At 66.7% G+C, this 19,683-nt stretch carries 17 protein-coding genes; 12 read left to right on the top strand and 5 right to left on the bottom strand.

Going from position 1 to position 19,683, the window contains the following annotated elements; genetic code table 11:
- Positions 1-9 precede the first annotated feature (9 nt).
- Positions 10-450: a MarR family winged helix-turn-helix transcriptional regulator gene (locus AC59JP_RS00975; RefSeq protein ID WP_497323759.1), complete on the bottom strand. Its 441-nt coding sequence runs from the start codon at positions 448-450 to the stop codon at positions 10-12.
- 71 nt (positions 451-521) lie between these two features.
- On the opposite strand from AC59JP_RS00975, the gene AC59JP_RS00980 reads away from it, so the two are divergent.
- From AC59JP_RS00980 to AC59JP_RS01010, 7 genes are all read left to right on the top strand, one after another.
- Positions 522-2,297, top strand: coding sequence for an ABC transporter ATP-binding protein (locus AC59JP_RS00980; protein WP_497323760.1), 1,776 nt, complete (start codon positions 522-524; stop codon positions 2,295-2,297).
- A gap of 157 nt (positions 2,298-2,454) precedes the next feature.
- The gene (locus AC59JP_RS00985; protein ID WP_497323761.1) at positions 2,455-2,910 is read left to right on the top strand and encodes a single-stranded DNA-binding protein; all 456 of its coding nucleotides are present in this window, start codon (positions 2,455-2,457) and stop codon (positions 2,908-2,910) included.
- A 132-nt stretch (positions 2,911-3,042) separates the two neighbouring features.
- Positions 3,043-4,722 carry an energy-dependent translational throttle protein EttA gene (ettA, locus tag AC59JP_RS00990; RefSeq protein WP_497323762.1) on the top strand — a complete coding sequence of 560 codons (1,680 nt, stop codon included), beginning with the start codon at positions 3,043-3,045 and terminating at the stop codon, positions 4,720-4,722.
- A gap of 6 nt (positions 4,723-4,728) precedes the next feature.
- Positions 4,729-5,136 carry an acyl-CoA thioesterase gene (locus tag AC59JP_RS00995; protein ID WP_497323763.1) on the top strand — a complete coding sequence of 136 codons (408 nt, stop codon included), beginning with the start codon at positions 4,729-4,731 and terminating at the stop codon, positions 5,134-5,136.
- 136 nt (positions 5,137-5,272) lie between these two features.
- Complete coding sequence (locus tag AC59JP_RS01000; RefSeq protein WP_497323764.1) at positions 5,273-10,129, top strand: NAD-glutamate dehydrogenase; 4,857 nt, start codon at positions 5,273-5,275, stop codon at positions 10,127-10,129.
- Positions 10,126-10,551 (top strand): acyl-CoA thioesterase, encoded by a 426-nt coding sequence (locus tag AC59JP_RS01005; protein ID WP_497323765.1) that lies wholly within the window; start codon positions 10,126-10,128, stop codon positions 10,549-10,551. The genes AC59JP_RS01000 and AC59JP_RS01005 overlap by 4 nt, the downstream gene beginning before the upstream one ends.
- Positions 10,552-10,556: 5 nt before the next feature.
- Positions 10,557-11,189: a DUF8185 domain-containing protein gene (locus AC59JP_RS01010; protein ID WP_497324827.1), complete on the top strand. Its 633-nt coding sequence runs from the start codon at positions 10,557-10,559 to the stop codon at positions 11,187-11,189.
- Between the two features lie 20 nt (positions 11,190-11,209).
- Here AC59JP_RS01010 and AC59JP_RS01015 read toward each other — a convergent pair whose 3' ends face one another.
- A complete protein-coding gene (locus AC59JP_RS01015; RefSeq protein ID WP_497323766.1) occupies positions 11,210-12,805 on the bottom strand; it encodes a glycoside hydrolase family 13 protein in 1,596 nt (531 codons plus the stop codon).
- A 155-nt stretch (positions 12,806-12,960) separates the two neighbouring features.
- On the opposite strand from AC59JP_RS01015, the gene AC59JP_RS01020 reads away from it, so the two are divergent.
- On the top strand, positions 12,961-13,392 hold the full coding sequence (locus AC59JP_RS01020; RefSeq protein ID WP_497323767.1) for a cupin domain-containing protein: 432 nt from the start codon (positions 12,961-12,963) through the stop codon (positions 13,390-13,392).
- A gap of 35 nt (positions 13,393-13,427) precedes the next feature.
- On the opposite strand, the gene AC59JP_RS01025 is transcribed toward AC59JP_RS01020, so the two are convergent.
- Positions 13,428-13,823 (bottom strand): globin, encoded by a 396-nt coding sequence (locus AC59JP_RS01025; RefSeq protein ID WP_497323768.1) that lies wholly within the window; start codon positions 13,821-13,823, stop codon positions 13,428-13,430.
- Between the two features lie 381 nt (positions 13,824-14,204).
- On the opposite strand from AC59JP_RS01025, the gene AC59JP_RS01030 reads away from it, so the two are divergent.
- The 3 genes from AC59JP_RS01030 (at position 14,205) to AC59JP_RS01040 (ending at position 15,559) form a co-directional block, all read left to right on the top strand.
- Positions 14,205-14,780, top strand: a complete 576-nt coding sequence (locus AC59JP_RS01030) for an HNH endonuclease (protein WP_497324828.1) — start codon at positions 14,205-14,207, stop codon at positions 14,778-14,780.
- Between the two features lie 61 nt (positions 14,781-14,841).
- On the top strand, positions 14,842-15,102 hold the full coding sequence (ctaJ, locus tag AC59JP_RS01035) for an aa3-type cytochrome oxidase subunit CtaJ (RefSeq protein ID WP_497323769.1): 261 nt from the start codon (positions 14,842-14,844) through the stop codon (positions 15,100-15,102).
- Complete coding sequence (locus AC59JP_RS01040) at positions 15,089-15,559, top strand: DUF5130 family protein (RefSeq protein ID WP_497323770.1); 471 nt, start codon at positions 15,089-15,091, stop codon at positions 15,557-15,559. Before ctaJ ends, AC59JP_RS01040 begins: the two co-directional genes overlap by 14 nt.
- Positions 15,560-15,632: 73 nt before the next feature.
- Here AC59JP_RS01040 and pepN read toward each other — a convergent pair whose 3' ends face one another.
- Entirely contained in the window at positions 15,633-18,209 is a 2,577-nt protein-coding gene (gene pepN, locus AC59JP_RS01045; protein WP_497323771.1) for an aminopeptidase N, read from the bottom strand.
- A gap of 112 nt (positions 18,210-18,321) precedes the next feature.
- On the opposite strand from pepN, the gene AC59JP_RS01050 reads away from it, so the two are divergent.
- Positions 18,322-18,948 (top strand): mycothiol-dependent nitroreductase Rv2466c family protein, encoded by a 627-nt coding sequence (locus AC59JP_RS01050; RefSeq protein WP_497323772.1) that lies wholly within the window; start codon positions 18,322-18,324, stop codon positions 18,946-18,948.
- 66 nt (positions 18,949-19,014) lie between these two features.
- On the opposite strand, the gene AC59JP_RS01055 is transcribed toward AC59JP_RS01050, so the two are convergent.
- Positions 19,015-19,668, bottom strand: coding sequence for a DUF429 domain-containing protein (locus AC59JP_RS01055; RefSeq protein WP_497323773.1), 654 nt, complete (start codon positions 19,666-19,668; stop codon positions 19,015-19,017).
- Between the last annotated feature and the right edge of the window lie 15 nt (positions 19,669-19,683).

The raw sequence follows: 19,683 nt of genomic DNA on the forward strand, positions 1-19,683 counted from the left end.
CCGACCACTTCACATGTGGTCGGGTGCGCCGGATCTTTCCTGTATGCGGTCCAGAAGCGAGCGGAGTTGGTCGCGCTCGGCCGGGTCGAGAACGTCGAAGAGGTCGGACGACGTCCGGTGGCGCACGGCTGCCAGTTCGTCCGCCAACGAGCGTCCCGCATCGGTCAGTTCGACCAGGACTGCACGACGGTCGGCCGGGTCGGACCGGCGCGCGACGTATCCGGCCTGCTCGAGCGCGTCGATCACGTCGGTGGCCGAGCGCGGCACGATGTGCAGCCGTTCCGCCAGGTAACCCGGTCGGACCGGTTCGCCGGCGCGGGCGAGGACGCGCATCGCGCGACTGTGCGACGGCGACAGCCCGAACGGTTCGAGAGCGGCCATCTGTCGACGCCGGATGTCGCGCGCAACGGCCATGAACGAATCCGACAGGTCGCGGTCGCGGGAATGCATGCGTCGAGTCTAGCGTTGTGTCGGTCAGCCTCATAATGAGGTAACCTCGCAATAACCTTCAGGAGGTTCTCGTGACAGCACCCTTCACTCGAGATTCACACGACCCCGCGCCGCTGCGCCGCGTCGTCGCACTCTTCCGTCCGTACCGTCCTCAGATCGCGCTGACCTCGCTGGTGATCGTGATCAGCGCCATCGTCGCGCTGGGGTCACCGCTACTTCTCCGCGACATGCTCGATCACGCCATTCCGAACGCCGACGTCACCCTGGTGACGCTTCTCGCCGCGGGCATGATCGCCATCGCCGTCGTCACCAGTGTCCTCGGCGTCGCCGTGACCTGGATGTCCAACAGCATCGGTCAGAAACTGATGCACCAGCTGCGTGTGTCCGTCTACACGCACCTGCAGCGACAGTCCCTCGGCTTCTTCGCGCGGACTCGCACCGGTGAGGTGCAGTCGCGCATCGCCAACGACATCGGCGGAATGCAGTCGGTGGTCACCAACACGGCCACCTCGATCGCACAGAACGCCACCACCGTCGCGGCCACCGTCGTCGCCCTGTTTGTTCTCGACTGGCGTCTCGCCATCTTCTCGCTGGTGATTCTTCCGGTGTTCGTGCGGATCGCCCGCAAGATCGGCGACGAGCGCCGCCGCATCTCCGGAACTAGGCAGCGGCTGCTCAGCGACCTGTCCGTGCAGGTCGAGGAATCGCTGTCGGTCAGCGGAATTCTGCTGGGCAAGACCACGGGCGCGTCCAAGGCGCTCACCGACAGGTTCACCTCTCGGTCCACCGAAGTTGCCGACGTCGAGCTGGCGTCGATGATGGCCGGAAAGTGGCGCATGGCCACCATGTCGATCAGCTTCGCCGCAATGCCCGCACTCGTCTACTGGTTCGCCGGCTTGACCATCGGACACGGAAACACCATCACCGTCGGCACTCTCGTCGCCTTCACCACCCTGCAGACCCAGCTCTTCCGGCCCACCATGATGCTGCTGAACACCGGAGTCGAAGTGCAGAGTTCTCTCGCGCTCTTCGGTCGTGTTTTCGAGTACCTCGACCTGCCGGTGGAGATCGACGAGCCGGCGCGCGCCGCAACCGTGACCGACGTGCGCGGCGAGTTGGCCTTTCGCGGCGTCGGCTTCACCTACCCGAGCGCGAGCACGCCCACGCTCACCGACATCGACCTCACGGTCCCTGCGGGAAGCACCCTCGCCGTGGTGGGCGAAACCGGCTCCGGCAAAACCACCCTCGGGTACCTCACCGCCAGGCTGTACGACCCCACGGTCGGCTCCGTCACCGTCGACGGCGTGGACCTGCGGGACATGTCGCTCGACACGGTGTCGAGCCTGGTGGGCGTCGTCTCGCAGGAGACGTACCTCTTCCACGCGTCGATCCGCGAGAACCTTCGGTTCGCGAAGCCGGATGCGACGGACGACGAGATCGAACAGGCCGCCCGGACCGCGCAGATTCACGAGTTCATCACCGCTCTCGACGACGGGTACGACACGGTGGTCGGCGAGCGGGGATACCGATTCTCCGGTGGCGAGAAGCAGCGACTGGCGATCGCGCGCACGGTACTTCGCAACCCGCCGATCCTCGTCCTCGACGAGGCGACCAGCGCGCTCGACAACGCCACCGAACGCGCACTGCAGGACGCCCTGGACACCTTGATGGTGGGCCGCACGACTGTGGTTGTCGCGCACAGGCTTTCGACGGTACGTAATGCCGATCGCATCATGGTGCTCGATCACGGCCACGTCGCGGAGTCGGGGACGCACGACGAGCTCGTCGATCGCGGCGGCCGCTACGCCACCCTGCTGTCCTCGTCCGGTGAGCTGGCCGCGGCATAGATTGCGTTTCGGCGCAACACCCTTCGCGGAATCTGTGGACAACCGTCGACGGTTGTCCACAGTTCGTCGTCGACCCCCTCGGCGGCGCTTCGGGACTCACATACTCGAAGCCTGCCGATTCGATCCTCTCGAGTCGGACCGACGAGAGGTAACAGACATGTACGAGTCCTACATGACCGTGGTGGGGCAGATCATCACCAACCCGGTCAAACGCATCACCAACACCGGCGCCGAGGTCTACAGCTTCCGCATGGCCAGCAACGCGCGCCGTTTCGACCGCGACACAGGGGAGTGGGTGGACAACGGCACCCTCTACGCGTCGGTCAACTGCTGGAACAAGTTGGTGGCGAACGTCGCCGGCTCGGTGATGCGGGGAGACCCGATCATCGTGCACGGAATCGCCAAGACCAACGAATACGTCACCAAGGAGGGCGTCAGCCGCTCCGACCTCGACATCCGCGCACTCGCCGTGGGACCGGACCTGTCGCGGTGCACGGTGACGATGAATCGCACCAGATCCGCGCCGGTCGAACCGGCGTCGGAGCCGGAACCGTCCGACGACTTCGATTCGGAAGCGGAGCAGTCGGACGAGCGCGAGGGCGTCGGCGTCTGAGGTCGCGGGCGCCCCGACTCCGGCCGAGCCGGGGCGCTCATGGCGGCTCCCGTCAGCGGCTAGACTCTCGGCGAACGCATTACCGCTGCAACACCGCAGGTAAGCGACGAAAAGCAAATTCGAGAGGGACTCGTGGCGGAATTCATTTACACCATGAAGAAGGTGCGCAAAGCGCACGGCGACAAAGTGATCCTGGACGACGTGACCATGAGCTTCCTGCCGGGAGCCAAGATCGGCGTCGTCGGACCGAACGGCGCCGGCAAGTCCTCGATCCTCAAGATCATGGCGGGGATCGATCAGCCCGGAAACGGTGAAGCGTTCCTCGCGCAGGGCGCCACCGTCGGCATCCTGATGCAGGAACCGGAACTCGATGAGACCAAGACAGTCCGCGAGAACGTCGAAGACGGCCTCGGCGAGACCATGGTGCAGCTCAAGCGCTACAACGAGATCGCCGAACTCATGGCTACCGACTACTCGGACGAGCTCATGGAGGAAATGGGCGATCTGCAGGAGAAGCTGGACCACGCCGACGCGTGGGAAATCGACTCGCAGCTCGAGCAGGCCATGGACGCCCTGCGCTGCCCGCCGCCCGACGAGGGCGTCACCCACCTGTCCGGCGGTGAGAAGCGACGCGTCGCGCTGTGCAAGCTCCTGCTCAGCAAGCCTGATCTGCTGCTGCTCGACGAACCGACCAACCACCTCGACGCCGAGTCGGTGCTGTGGCTCGAACAGCACCTCGCCGCGTACTCGGGTGCAATCCTGGCCGTGACTCACGACCGGTACTTCCTCGATCACGTCGCGCAGTGGATCTGCGAGGTCGACCGCGGGCGGCTCTACCCCTACGAGGGCAATTACTCCACCTACCTGGAGAAGAAGGCCGAGCGCCTCGAGGTGCAGGGCAAGAAGGACCAGAAGCTGCAGAAGCGGCTCAAGGACGAGCTGGCATGGGTGCGCTCGGGCGCCAAGGCGCGCCAGGCCAAGAACAAGGCTCGACTCGATCGCTACGACGAGATGGCGGCCGAAGCCGACAAGACACGCAAGCTCGATTTCGACGAAATTCAGATTCCGAACCCGCCGCGTCTCGGCGATGTCGTGGTGGAGGTCAAGAACCTCGACAAGGGCTTCGACGGTCGCGTGCTGATCAAGGATCTGTCGTTCACGTTGCCGCGCAACGGAATCGTCGGCGTGATCGGCCCCAACGGTGTCGGTAAGACGACGCTGTTCAAGACCATCGTCGGGCTCGAGGAGCCGGACGGCGGCGAGGTCAAGATCGGCCAGACGGTTCAGCTGAGCTACGTCGACCAGAACCGCTCGGGAATCGACCCGAAGAAGACGGTCTGGGAGACGGTGTCCGACGGCCTCGACTTCATCGTGATCGGCACTCAGGAGTTCCCGTCGCGCGCCTACATCAGCTCGTTCGGGTTCAAGGGACACGATCAGCAGAAGCCCGCAGGCGTTCTCTCCGGTGGTGAGCGCAACCGCCTCAACCTGGCGATGACACTCAAGCAGGGCGGCAACCTGATCCTGCTCGACGAGCCCACCAACGACCTCGACGTCGAGACGCTCGGGTCGCTGGAGAACGCGCTCGAGGAGTTCCCCGGCTGCGCCGTGGTGATCTCCCACGATCGCTGGTTCCTCGATCGCACGTGCACCCACATCCTCGCGTGGGAAGGCGGCTTCGGCGACAACGAAGCAGCCTGGTACTGGTTCGAAGGCAACTTCGAGGGCTACGAGGCCAACAAGGTGCAGCGACTCGGACCGGACGCAGCGCGCCCGCACCGCGTCACGCACCGCAAGCTCACCAGAGACTGACCGTCGATGTCGGGAGCGAAGTTCACCGCACAACTGCAGGTGCGGTGGGCTGACTCCGACCGCCTCGGCCACGTCAACAACGTCCGGTACGTCGAGTACGCGCAGGAAGCCAGGGTTCAGTTCCTGTCGCGTCTCGGCCACCGCGCTGCCGTCGTGGTGCGCAGGCTCGAGGTCGACTATCTGCATCCGGTCACCGACGACGCCGGTCCGTTGGAGGTGGACGTCTGGGTGACCCGTGTGGGAACGACGAGTTGCAACATTCGGCACGTCCTGAAGAACCGGGAGGGCCGTGTCTGCGCCGAGGTGGTGGCCGTCATGGTCGGTTTCGATGCCGAGACCGAGACGTCGAGACCGTGGTCCGACGCGGAACGTGCGCTGTTCGAGGAGTTTTCGGAGACCGCCGATGTGGGGTGACCGACGCTCCTTTTCGGCACTCAGGCGACTCGCCGCCTGCCTACCTGGAGTCTCCCCGACGGCCGAAGCGTCGCACTAGGCTCGTGTCGGGCGGCCCGCAGCTGCGGCTCGCACGATCAACAAGAGGGTGGGGTCGATGAGTTCGTCGCTAGGGGATGCAGGAGTGCAGCCTGCGGAACGGCCCGACGGTGCAGGAGTGCAGCCTGCGGAACGACCCGACCAAGAGTTCTATTTTCGGCACGTCGATACGGACGACTTCGACTCGATGTGCCGCGCGCCGCGCGACGAGGTCTTCCGTCGGCACCGCGAACTGGCCTCCTCCAGGACTCCGGGGACCCCCGCGGTCCAGGTGTACCGGACGCGCGACAGCGACCTCGGAGCTGCCGTGCAGGTGGTCACCGACGACATGCCCATGCTCGTCGAAGCAGTCACCGGTCTGCTCGGCGATCTGGGGGCGAACATCCTCGAAGTCGTGCATCCGATCGTCTCCGTCACTCGCGGTGACGACGGAACGATCACCGAGATCGGCGACATCGACGCTGCGTCCGCCGACGACGGGGCCACGATCGAATCGTGGATTCACGTTCAACTTCACCCGTCGACGTCCGACGCCGTGCTGTCGTCGATCGAGCAGTCCCTGCCCCGTGTGCTCGCCGACGTGCGCCGCGTCGACGCCGACACCGACGCCATGCAGCGAACCGAGCGCGAGCTGGCGGACCGGTTGGACACCACCGACGCGTCCCAGGACAGCAAGGACGCCGCCGAACTGCTGCGCTGGTTGTCCAAAGGCAACTTCCGGCTGCTCGGTTACCGCCGCTACCGGCTCGAATCGGGTGCCCTGGTCCCTGTTCCAGACTCCGGTCTCGGAATTCTGCGCACCGACACCACGGCCGACGACGTGGACCTGCCGGGACGTATCGACGGCCGCAGCGACCTCCTGGTACTGACGCAGGGATCGAGTTCGGCATCGGTGCACCGGTCGACGTACCCGTACTTCGTCGGGGTCCTCGACCTCGACGACGACGGCAACGAGCTGGGAGAGCACCGCTTCGCGGGAGCGTTCACCATCACAGCGCTGCACGCGAGCGTGCTGGACATCCCCGTCGTCGGGCGGCGGGTTCGCCGCGCCATCGAACGCGCGGGCCACCCCCTCACCTCGTACTCCGGGCAGGCGATGCTCGAGACCGTGCAATCGTTCCCGCGCACCGAACTCTTCTCCGTCGACACCGACACCCTCTACTCCGCCCTCACGGCGGTGGAGGGCATCGGCCTGCGCGGCGACGTTCTGCTGATCCTGCGCCGAGACGGGTACGGACGATTCGTCTCCGCCCTCGTCTACCTTCCGCGCGAGCGCTACACCACTCGGGTACGGCTCGAGATTCGCCGCATCCTGCTCGCCGAACTCGGCGGGGTGTCGATCGACTACACGGCCAGAGTCTCCGAAAGTGCGCACGCACTACTGCATTTCACGGTTCGGTTCGAGCCCGGCTCGCCCGCCGACCCGGATCTGTCCGAGGAGCACCGCAAGCGCCTCGAAGCGATGATCACCGAGGCGACGCGTACGTGGGAGGACTCGCTGCGCACGGCGGCGGACCTCGACACCGTCGTCCCGCCCGACATCGCCGAGCACTACGCCCAGGCGCTGCCGGACGCGTACAAGCAGGACTTCGACGCCACGCGCGCGGTGTCGGACATCGTGCGGGTCCAGCAACTCCCGGACAAGACGATCGACCTGCAGCTCTACCGGCGTACCGATTCCGAAGCAGGCCACTGGCGCTTCTCGCTCTACGTCGCCGGTGACGAGGTCTCCCTCAGCCAGGTGCTCCCGGTGCTGCAGAGTCTCGGAGTCGAAGTCGTCGACGAGCGCCCTTACGCGGTGGTCCGGCCCGACGGATCACGTTGCTGGATCTACGATTTCGGTCTCACCGCCGGCCGAGAGGTGCTGCGCGGGGCGCTCGACCGCGACATCGACGCCGAGCTCGAAGCGGGCGACGAGATGGCCGAACGCGTCAGCCGCCGGTTCAACGACGCGTTCACGGCCGTGTGGTACGGCCGGGCCGAAGCAGACCGCTTCAACGAGCTCGTGCTCCGAGCCGGGTTGGAGTGGCGCCAGACGGTGGTGCTGCGGGCCTACGCAAAGTACCTGCGCCAGGCCGGTTTTCCCTACAGCCAGTTCAACATCGAAGGCGTGCTGCTCGGCAATCCGCGCACCGCGAGCCTGTTGATCGACCTGTTCGAGGCCCAGTTCGAGCCGGACACCGCATCGAGCGATCGCGCCGACGAGCTTGCGACGCAACTGACCTCGCTCATCGACGAGGTCGTCAGCCTCGACGCCGATCGCATTCTGCGGGCGATGTTCGGACTCATTCGCGCGACGCTGCGCACCAATCAGTACGTCGTCGACGATCGCGGTGCACCGCGAGAGTTCCTTTCCCTGAAGTTCGATCCGCGGGCCATCGACGAATTGCCCAAGCCCAGGCCGCGATTCGAGATCTTCGTCTACTCGCCCCGCGTCGAAGGCGTTCACTTGCGGTTCGGTGCCGTCGCACGCGGAGGCTTGCGCTGGTCGGATCGACGCGAGGACTTCCGGACCGAGGTGCTCGGACTCGCCAAGGCGCAGGCGGTCAAGAACGCAGTCATCGTTCCCGTCGGCGCCAAGGGTGGGTTCGTGGTGAAGCGTCCGCCCACCGCGACCGGTGACGCCGCCGTCGATCGGCAGGCAACCGCCACGGAGGGACGTGCCTGCTACCGATTGTTCATCGCCGGCCTGCTGGACGTGACCGACAACCTCGACCGCTCCACCGGCGCCACCATCCCGTCGCAGCGCGTCGTGCGCCGCGACGGAGACGACTCCTACCTCGTCGTCGCTGCCGACAAGGGAACCGCGACGTTCTCCGACCTCGCCAACGAAGTGTCGGCCGAATACGACTTCTGGCTGGGCGACGCGTTCGCCTCGGGCGGATCGGTCGGGTACGACCACAAAGCGATGGGCATCACCGCCAAGGGCGCGTGGGAGAGCGTCAAGCGGCACTTCCGTGAGCTCGGCGTGGACACGCAGACAGAGGATTTCACCGCGGTCGGGATCGGCGACATGAGCGGCGACGTGTTCGGCAACGGAATGCTTCTCAGCGAGCACCTGCGCATCGTGGCCGCGTTCGACCATCGGCACATCTTCCTCGATCCGACGCCGGATGCGGCACGGTCGTTCGCGGAGCGGTCCAGGATGTTCGAGCTGCCCCGCTCGTCGTGGGCCGACTACGACACGTCCCTGATCAGCGACGGAGGCGGGGTGTGGGAACGCACGCGCAAATCCGTCCCGATCAGCGCCGCCGCCCGTGAGGCGCTCGGTCTGGCCGACGACGTCACCGCTCTGTCACCACCGGAGCTGATGCGCGCGATCCTGAAGGCGCCCGTCGACCTGCTGTGGAACGGAGGTATCGGCACGTACATCAAGGCGCGGACCGAGTCCGACGCCGACGTGGGGGACAAGTCCAACGACGCGGTGCGCGTCAACGGTGCCGACATTCGCGCCAAGGTCGTCGGCGAGGGCGGCAACCTCGGGGTGACCGCGCTGGGCCGCATCGAATACGCGTCCGCCGGCGGCAAGATCAACACCGACGCCGTGGACAACTCGGCCGGCGTCGACTGCTCCGACCACGAGGTCAACATCAAGATCCTCCTCGACACACTGGTTCATTCCGGTGAGCTGGCCGAGAGCGAACGCAACACGCTGCTCGCGTCGATGACCGACGAGGTCGGCCGATTGGTGTTGTGGGACAACGTCGCTCAAAACGATCTGCTGGGAACGTCCCGGTCGGACGCGCCCGCGCTGATCAGTGTGCACGCACGTCTGATCGAGGACATGGTGACCAGAACGGGTCTCGACCGGGAACTCGAGGTACTCCCGTCCACGGCCGAGATCGCTCGGCGTGAACAGCGGGGCGCCGGCCTCACCTCACCCGAGCTCGCGACGTTGATGGCACACGTCAAGCTGTCGCTGCAGGAGGAGTTGGTGGCGACCGATCTGCCGGACAGCGAGGTGTTCGCGGGTCTGGTCTCGGACTACTTCCCCGAACCGCTGCGGGAACGGTTCGCCACGTCGATCAAGGCGCATCCGCTGCGCCGCGAGATCGTCGCGACTCGGATCGCCAACGAGACGGTCGACTTCGGCGGAATCACCTACGCCTTCCGGTTGGCGGAGGACTCCGGCGTCGGTGCGACCGACGCCGTGCGCGCGTTCACCGCGACCACGCAGATCTTCGGGATGCGGGACCTGTGGACCGCCATCGCGCAGACGCCCATGCCCACCGCGGCGTCGGACCTGCTGACGCTCGAATCTCGCCGGCTGCTCGACCGCGGATCGCGGTGGCTGCTGTCGAATCGCCCGCAGCCGATCGCGGTGGGAGCGGAAATCACGCGGTTCGCCCGCAAGGTGCAGGCGCTGTCGCCCTCGATCCCGGAGTGGTTGCAGGGCAGGCAGGCTCGCGGTAACGAGATCCGGGCGCAGGTCGCGATCGACGCCGGGGCACCGAAAGACCTGGCGCTACGCATCTACCGACTGCTCGACGTGTTCTGCCTGCTCGACGTCATCGAGTCGAGCGATATCGGCGGCTACGACGCCGCCGACGTCGCCAAGTTGTACTTCGCACTCGACGAGCACCTCGGCGTCGACTGGCTGCTCTCGGCGGTGTCCGGCCTCGAACGCGGTGACCGCTGGCATGCGTTGGCGCGCTTGGCTTTGCGCGACGACCTGTACGCGTCTCTGCGGTCGCTCACCCTCGACGTGCTGGCGGGCGGTGAACCGGGGGAGACGCCCGCAGAGATGATCGCGGAGTGGGAAGCGAGCAACGCGTCCCGGCTGTCGCGCGCGCGTACCGCGTTGCGGGAGATCGGTGAGTCCGGGACGCTGGATCTGGCGACGCTGTCCGTCGCCGCCGGTCAGGTGCGCAGCATGGTGCGCGGCGCCGGAAGTCGTTCGGAGGCGGCGCGATGACCGAACGGGTGGGTTATCACTGCGCGGTGGAGGTGCGGTGGTCGGACATGGACGTCTACCAACACATCAACCACGCTCGAATGGTGACGCTCCTCGAAGAGGCGCGCATTCCGTGGCTGATGGCGGACGGTGTTCCCACCGCGTCGCTGCGCAATTCCGCGGTGATCGCCGACCTCCACGTCCGATACCGGGGGCAACTGCGCCACCAGGATTCGCCACTGGACGTGTTCATGTGGACGTCGAAGGTGCGCGCGGTCGACTTCACCGCGAACTACGAGGTGCGCCCGCACGGAGCGCCGATGTCGTCGGCGCCGGCCATCGTGGCGTCCACCCAGATCGCGACGTTCGACATCGACACCCAGCGGTTGCGCCGGTTGACCACCGAGGAACGCGAGTACCTGCTCCGGTGGCAGACGGAGTGACCGCCCTGGCCGAGCGATCCCTGTGCGTGCCGTCGGCGAGCGATCGGGACGACCTGGCGGCCTTTCTGCGCCGGGCGATTCGGCTGGACCAGGCCGCCGTCGTACGGCTGCGGCGCCGGGGCACCGACCGCGTCGAAGCGTGGACGGCCACCGGGTTCGACGTTCTGGCTGTGCGGGTGGTCGCCGGCACTCTGGCTCCGGCGGACACGACCGCGGCGGCCGACACGGTGCTCGAGGCGGTGCAGAGCGCGGGCACTTCGCCCTTCGCCCTGGGCTTTTCGATGGATTCGGTGTGGAAGGGGGTCCTGCCGCCCGAGGGCGGATTCGCACACGTCGACGACGTTCCGGCCAAGGTGCTCGTGGACCTCGCGAAGCGTGGGGTCGAACTCGCCTCCGAGCACAGCCAGGGCCCGCCGGTGTCGTTGCTCGATCAGGACGTGCTCGAGGTGGTGGGCGACGGTGGGCGCGCGGCCATTCCGATGCGCATGGTGTTCGCGCTCAACGCGATGGGGTTCGCACCGGACGCCGCAGGCGAGGCCGTGCGGGTCCGCACCGGCCGCTCGTGGCTTCGGTTGGACGCCCGGTACGGGTCCGTCGCCGTCAACCGGGCTGCCACACTCCCGCTGAGCGTCCGGTAATCACTGCAGGCGTTCGCTGATCACACCAGCCACGCGGCCGAATTGGGTGCGAGGCGCCCGTCTTCGGTCGGTGCGCTGGCCAGGAGCAGCTCGCCCGGGGGAAGCGGGATGGGCTCGTCCGTCGTGTTCAGTGCGCAGATCAGACCGCCGCGGCGCCGGAAGGCCAGGCATCCCGGCGGACTTCCGTACCAGTCGAGGCCGCTGTGCATGAATTCCGTTCGTGCGGAACGAAGTTCGATGGCCGTGCGGTACAGGTTGAGAATGGAATCGACGTCTTCGAGCTGCACTGCGACGGTCGACGACGCCCATTCGGCCGGGATGGGCAGCCACGTGTTCGCGCTCGTGGAGAACGCGAACGGCGGGGTGTCGCCCTCCCACGGAAGCGGCACGCGGCACCCGTCGCGTCCACGCTCGGTGTGGCCGGACCGTTCCCAGACCGGATCCTGGAGCACCTCGTCCGGGAGATCGGCATTCGGGAGTCCTAGCTCGGATCCGTTGTACACGAACGGGACTCCCGGTAGAGCGAGCATGAACAGCGCCATCGCCCTGGCCCGGAGAAGGCCGGTCGCGCCGTCGCCGTAGCGGGTGACCTCGCGGGTGATGTCGTGGTTGGACAGGGTCCAGGTGGGAGTGCCGCCGACCGCGTCGACCGCCGCGAGGGAATTGTCCACCGCGTCGCGGATCTGATCTGCATCGAACGCGGCTTCGGCGAGACGGAAGTTGAACCCGAGGGTCAGCTCGTCCGGCCGGAGGTACTCACCGAATCGTTGGTTGTCCTCGACCCAGATCTCTCCCACCGTCATCGCGCCGGGGTATTCGTCGATGACCCTGCGGATTCCGCGGTGGATCTCGTGCACGGCCTCGTTGTTGAAGCGGGGGTCGTTGTCGTCGTTCTTGAGCAGTTCGTTGACCGAGAGGTCCATGTCGGGCAGCCCGGCCGGCTTGGCCATACCGTGTGCGACGTCGATGCGGAATCCGTCGACCCCGCGGTCGAGCCAGAAGCGCAGTGTCCGCGCGAGGTCCTCGGCAACCTCCGGATTGTCCCAGTTCAGATCCGGCTGCTCGGGAGCGAACAGGTGGAGGTACCACTGTCCTTGCTCGCCGGACGGCTCGACGATGCGAGTCCACGCGGGCCCGCCGAAGATGCTGGGCCAGTTGTTGGGCGGCTCCGAGCCGTCGCCGCGGCCGTCGCGGAAGATGTAGCGCGCCCGCTCGTCGCTGCCGGCCGGCGCGGCCAGGGCAGCCCGGAACCACTCGTGCTGATCACTCGTGTGATTGGGAACGAGGTCCATGGTGACCTTGATGCCGCGCGCGTGCGCCTCGACGATCAGCGCGTCCATGACCGCGAGGGATCCGAACAACGGGTCGATGTCCCGCGGGTCGGAGACGTCGTAGCCGTGATCGGCCATGGGGGAGCGCATGACGGGGCTCAGCCAGATCGCGTCGACTCCGAGCAGCTCCAAGTACCCGAGCTTCTCGCGCACACCGCCCAGGTCGCCGACCCCGTCACCGTCGGAGTCGGCGAACGAGCGGGGATAGATCTGATAGAAGACCGCGCCCGTCCACCAGTCGTCGTCGCTCGCGTCGGCGTGCGGAAGTTCGTTCGCAGTACTCACGGGGCCTCATAGTGCCAAACGGGACGCCGGCGTCCGACCTACCCCGCCCGCTGAGGGCAGAAGATTCCAGGAAGTTCGTTTACTCAAATGATGCGCGGAGACGAGTTCGTCATGTACTTTCATACCAATTTCCAAGATTAGGTAAAGGAACGCAGATGACCAGTTCGGTTTTCGAGTCGGTGAGCTTGAACGATGTGGTGCTGGAGCCGGCGCCCATCGAGCCCTCGTGGATTCTGGATGGCAACCCGGTCGCACGCAGCGGCAAGTGGTCACAGAGCCTCGACAGCAGCACCACGACATGGGTGTGGGACTGCACGGCCGGACGCTTCAACTGGTACTTCGACAGCGACGAGACCATCCACATCATCGAGGGTGAGGTCGTGGTCCGCGGCGAGAGCGGCGACGCCCGCACCCTGCGCGCTGGAGACGCGGCACTGTTCGCGGCCGGCACCTGGGCCGAGTGGTACGTCCCCACCTACGTCCGCAAGCACGCCATCCTGCGTCCGCACCTGCCCAAGACCGTGTGGTTCACCATGCGCGTCCTGCGCAAGCTCAAGCGATCCAAGTCCGCAGGAGCCTTCGCCTGACGCTTACCCTCCGGTGAAGTTCCGGTCGGTGAAGTTCAGAGCGGTGAATTGACCATCGACGCCGCCGCCATCTCGACGTACTCGACGAGAAGGCGGCGGTGTTCGTCGTCCATGGTGGCCGAGTCGATCGAGGCGATGGCCGTCATCATGCAGCGCAGCCACGCATCCCTCTCGATGGGACCGATCCGAAACGGTGCGTGGCGCAGCCGAAGCCGAGGATGCCCGCGCTCGTCCGAATAGGTGCGCGGCCCGCCCCAGTACTGCTCCAGAAACATCCGCATGCGCCGCTCGGCGGGTCCGAGGTCTTCTTCCGGGTAGAGCGGCCGAACCACCTCGTCGCGCGCAATCTCTTCGTAGAACCGAGCAGTGAGCGCACGGAACGTCTCGGCACCACCGACGGCGTCGTAGAACGTCTGCTGCGGCTCGGTCATGGGGGATCGGGTCCTTCCGTTCGTCGATTCGAGGAGTCGTCTCCGAACCCAGCCTACGGGGAACGCCCGTCACGGAACGTTCACCAGATGGTCGAGCTGGACGCACGGAATGAGCGTGCGCCCCGATCGGTTTCGTGGTGGACTGTGATGCATCTTCTTAGTGCGTCGGCAGTGCCGCAACCAGTGACACCGGCCGACCCGCTACCGGTCACTGGAGGTGGCATGAAGAACAAGAGTCACAGGCATCGACAACTGGGGCCCGCTGACGATCGCTCGTCGGGGGCTTCCGCTCTTCATGCTGTTCCGGACACACCCGCCACGACCATCGGCCGTGTGTCCGATGCCCAGGTCGCCGAGGCCGATGCCATCGTGGCCGACGTCGTGGCCGGCGGTGTCGCACCGATCACCGACGCCCCTCCTGCAGGCGACGCGGTCCCCACGTGGGCCAAGCGCCGCGTCCTTCTTCTCAACGCCACCTACGAACCCCTCACCGCCCTTCCCATGCGCCGCGCCGTCGTGCTCCTCGTGTGCGAGAAGGCCGTCGTCGTCCACGACGACGAAGAGGGCCCCTTCATTCGGTCGGCCGGACTCTCGGTTCAGGTTCCGTCCGTCATTCGCCTCCGTACCTTCGTCCGCGTCCCGTACCGCGCGCGCGTTCCGATGACGCGGGCGGCCCTGATGCATCGCGACCGGTTCCGCTGCGCCTACTGCGGATCGAAGGCCGAGACGATCGACCACGTCGTGCCGCGAAGCCGCGGCGGTGAGCACTCGTGGGAGAACTGCGTCGCGTGCTGCGCATCGTGCAACCACCGCAAGGCGGACAAGTTGCTCTCGGAGATCGGGTGGACTCTGCGCGCCACCCTGCTCCCGCCCAAGGGCCCGCACTGGCGTCTGATCGCCAGCACCAAGGAGCTCGATCCGACGTGGCTGCCCTACCTCGGCGAAGGGGCTGCGTGAGCGCGCGAAACCGCTGACCCCGCCAGCGCCGAAACAGCGCGAATCGGCTACGGTAACCGGCGTGAGCATCCTCGAGACGGCACTCCTCTACGGAGTCATCCCCGTGGTCGCCATCGCCGTGATCGGTGCGTGGAACATGGCACGGGCCAAGAGCAACAACCCGAGCCCCAAGCCGTATCGGTTGGGCGACACCTGGGACCGCGACCCCATTCTGTGGAGCGCCACCGACGAGATCATCTCGTCGGGCCATCACAGTGGGCATGCCGAGCTCGATGCAGCGCCGGCAGATCTGATCGGAGGCACGGCAAGTGGCAAGTGGTGACCTGGTCAAGCAGACCGTCTCCGAGGAGAACCTGCCGGTCGGCCACGCGCTGACGGCCAGTGGGCGCATCTCGGCTGTCCATCAGATCGGATCCCTGAACCCGCAGGAGCTGCCGTTCTCCGGCGCAGAGTTGCTCCAGCTGGACGAAACCCTCGAAATGGCGACCCGCGCGACGCGTATTCGCTTCAACGTCTACGTCGGAAGTCTGGGTGCCGAGCCCGCCGCCGGCGCAGACGCACTCTTCCCCACCACGCCGGACGCGAACACGTCGGTGCTCGTGGCCGTCTCGCCCAACGACCGTGCCATCGAGATCCGCTCGGGTCGGAACGCGCACGTGAGCGACCGGGTCGCGCAGCTCGGCGTCACCGCCGCCACCGCGTCTTTCCGCGACGGCAACCTCATCGACGGCCTCGTCGCCGCCGTGCGGGTGATGAGCGCGGCCATCATCGCGCCGTAGTCCACCTCGACCGACTGCGCCCCTCACTCCTTCCGGAGTGAGGGGCGCAGTCCGTTGATGTCGATGACGACGCTCAGCCGGCGTCCGCCGCCCGCGCGGCCAATGCACGCACCACGCCCGCGCGTCCTTCGACCACGAGTCGGCGCAGGGCCGGCGGGTGATCGCCTTCGAGGAACGCGTCGGCCTTCGCGACCGACTGCTCGCTGATCGACCACGACGGATACAGACCGATGACGACGGTCTGCGCCACCTCGCTCGAACGCCGCGCCCAGACCTCGGGGATGTCGGCGAAGTACCGGTCGACGAAGGCCTCGAGAAGGTCGCCCTGACCCGGCTCGTCGAATCCGCCGATGATGGCGCGCGCGGTGATGTTGGGAACGGTGTCGTCCTCCACCACCTTGGTCCACACCGACTCCTTGACCGCAGCCTGCGGGCGAGCCGCCCGGGCGGCCGCTGCCGAACGAGCGCCGGCCGCCGTGTTGTCCTCCGCGGCAACGGAATCGATGAACGGTGACTCTTCGCCGTCCGAGTCGACGGCACCGGCCGCGGCGAGGGCGGTGACCAGGCGCCACTTCAGATCGGTGTCGACGGTCAGGCCGCCGAGCCCCCGGCCGTCGACGTCCCCGTCGAGCAGTGCGCGCAGGACGTCGGTGTGCCGCTCCTCGAGCGCCGACGATGCGAGTGCGTTGACGAAGGCCAACTGATGGTCCGATCCGGCCTCGGCGCCTCGAGCGAGTTCGAGGAGGCTGTCCGCGAACTCGGGCCACCCCGTCTGCTCGGCCCACGTCGGGTCGGCGTACGCACCCACCGCGGTCTGCGCCTGCAGCAGAAGGCGTTGCACCACACCGACTTCGGTCTCCGAGCCGATGCCGCGTTGGACGAGGGCGACGAAATCGCGCGCCTTCATCTCCGCCTGGCGCGTCATCTCCCACGCCGCCGACCACGCGAGCGTGCGGGGAAGCGAGTCCGCGATGTCCCCGATGCGGGAGACGAGTGTCTCGAGCGAGTCCGGGTCGAGTCGCACCGAGCAGTAGGTGAGGTCGTCGTCGTTGACGAGGACGAGCTTGCCCCGCGACTCGCCGACGAGATCGAGCACGTCGGTCGACTCCTCGGCCTGCAGATCGAGCTCGACGCGCTTGGTGCGCACGAGCTTTCCGTCGGCATCGTCGTCGTAGATGCCGACGGCGATCCGGTGCACGCGGCGTTCACCGGCTCCGGGCTCCGCGCCGGACTGAGTCACCGCGAACGAGGTGAAGTTGCCGTCGGCGTCGACCTCGAATCGAGGGGTGAGCGTGTTCAGACCGGTGGTCCGCAGCCACTGCGATCCCCAATCGGACAGATCGCGGCCCGAGGACTTCTCCAGCGCGGACAACAGGTCCGAGAACGTGGCGTTGCCGAATGCGTGGTCCTTGAAGTACGCGCGCAGACCGGCGAGGAAGTCCTCGATGCCCACGTAGGCCACGAGCTGCTTGAGAACGCTCGCGCCCTTGGCGTAGGTGATGCCGTCGAAGTTGACCTCGACCGCGGCGAGGTCGGGAATGTCCGCCGCGATGGGGTGCGTCGACGGGAGCTGGTCCTGGCGGTAGGCCCAGGACTTCTCGACGTTCGCGAACGTGGTCCAGGCGTTGGTGTACTCGGTGGCTTCGGACTGGCACAGCACCGAGGCGAACGTGGCGAAGGACTCGTTGAGCCACAGGTCGTCCCACCAGGTCATGGTCACCAGGTCGCCGAACCACATGTGCGCCATCTCGTGGAGCACGGTCTCGGCGCGGCGCTCGTAGCTGTAGCGGGTGACCTTGGACCGGAACACGTAGTCCTCGAGGAACGTGACCGCGCCCGCGTTCTCCATGGCGCCCGCGTTGAACTCCGGCACGAACAGCTGGTCGTACTTGCCGAATGCGTACGGAGTTCCGAAGTTGCGGTGGTAGAACTCGAAACCCTGCTTGGTCTCCGTGAACAGACGCTCCTCGTCCATGTGCTCGGCGAGCGATGCGCGGCAGTAGATCCCGAGCGGGATGGTGCCGTGCTCGTCCGTGTACTCGTCCGTCCACTCGGCGTAGGGGCCGGCGATGAGCGCGACGAGATACGTGCTCATGATCGGAGTGGTGTCGAAGACGTGCTCGCCCGCGGCCGGTTCCGCGGCGTGCGGGGCGTTCGAGATGACCTTCCAGCTGTCCGGCGCCGTCACCTTCAGATCGAAGGTCGCCTTGAGGTTCGGCTGGTCGAAGCACGCGAACATCCGCTTGGCGTCGGCGGTTTCGAACTGGCTGTAGAGGTAGACCGAGTCGTCGGAGACATCGACGAACCGGTGCAGGCCCTCACCGGTGTGGGAGTAGACGCACTCGGCGTCGACCACGAGCTCGTTGGTCTCGGCAAGGCCGGTGAGCGCGATGCCGGTGCTCTCGTCGTAGTCCGAGACGTCGATCGGCTCACCGTTCAGCGTCGCCGAATTGATCTGTGCTGCAACGATGTCGACGAAGGTGGACGCACCCTCGGTGGCGTGGAAGGAGATGGAGGTGTGCGAGGAGAACGTCTTCTCGCCCGGGTTTCCGGCACCGTCGGTGAGGTCGAGAGTGATGCGGTAGGAGTCGACGGAAACGACGGAGGAGCGCTCCTCCGCCTGGTCGCGGGTCAAATTGGGGGCAACCACGTGTGGCCCTTTCTGTTCGTATCGGGCTGGTCGTGACGTCCATCCCATCATGCCCACCCGACAACCGCGGGAGCACAATGGGAGTGCACGTACCTCTACGGAAGGACCCTTCGTGACCGACTCGGTACAGACGACCGGAAAAGACACCGCCGATTTCTGGTTCGACCCCCTCTGCCCGTGGTGCTGGATCACCTCGCGGTGGATCCTCGAAGTGCAGAAAGTGCGCGACATCGAGGCCAACTTCCACGTGATGAGCCTCGCCGTGCTCAACGAGGGACGCGATCTGCCCGAGGAATACGCCGAGATGATGAAGAAGGCCTGGGGTCCGGTGCGCGTGGCGATCGCCGCAGCCCAGGCACACGGTGACGAGGTCCTGCTCCCGCTCTACACCGCGATGGGCACGCGAATTCACAACGAGGGCAACAAGAACTTCGACGAGGTGATCCCGCAGGCGCTGGCCGATGCCGGACTGCCCGCCGAACTCGCCGAGGCCGCGACCAGCAGCGACTACGACGAGGCACTGCGCAAGAGCCACCACGAAGGCATGGACGCAGTGGGCCCCGATGTGGGCACCCCGACCATCCACGTGAACGGTGTCGCCTTCTTCGGCCCCGTCATCTCCCGCATTCCGCGCGGCGAAGAGGCCGGCAAGCTGTGGGACGCGTCGGTGACTTTCGCGTCGTACCCGCACTTCTTCGAACTCAAGCGCACGCGGGACGAGGATCCGCAGTTCGACTAGCGCTACGCGCCTGTGCGCGATTTCGGCCCCTGGAGGGGCGGAAATCGCGCACAGGGGCCGAAGGCCCTAGACCACCAACTCGCCCCCGAGGATGCGCGCGACGCCTGCCGCGTAGCGCGCCGCCGACCACGCTGCGGCGATCGCATCGAGCACGTCGTCCATGGCGGGGCCGGCGGGAACGGTGGCCATCGCGTCGACCAGTGCGGCCGCCGGCAGGAACGCCGACAGCGCCTTCAGTCGTTGCCCGGCCCCTTGTGCCGTCTTCTTGGACGCCGTCACCCCGTCGCCGACCACGCGGAACGTCGTCTCCGGATGCACCTCGACGATGCGCGAACGGTCGACGTCCGCCGCGATCCACGCTCTGATGGACGGCAGCAGGTACCAACTCTGTTTGCTGATCGCCTTACCGGTGATGGCCCGAGAGACCGCGCACGCGTCGATGTACGAGTCGGTGTCCAGCACGGCGCGAACCGGAGTGTGGAAGATCGACGACCGGGCCGGCCCGAGAAGTGCCTTCGCTTCCAGCTCGCACGGCCGATAGTCCTTCTCGGGCATGTGCAGCGGCATGTCCACGCCCACGGCGGCGCAGTGTGCAGTCAGATCGAGGACCGCGGATACCGTCGGCGCGGAGTGCAGAACCAGCGACCGACCGTCGGTGAGCGCGACGACCCACTCTCCACGCGCCCCGTCGACGCCTGCATTCCATACGCGTTGCGGCACCTGTCAAACTTTAGG

The sequence above is a fragment of the Rhodococcus sp. 320_ES genome (genome assembly GCF_059691855.1).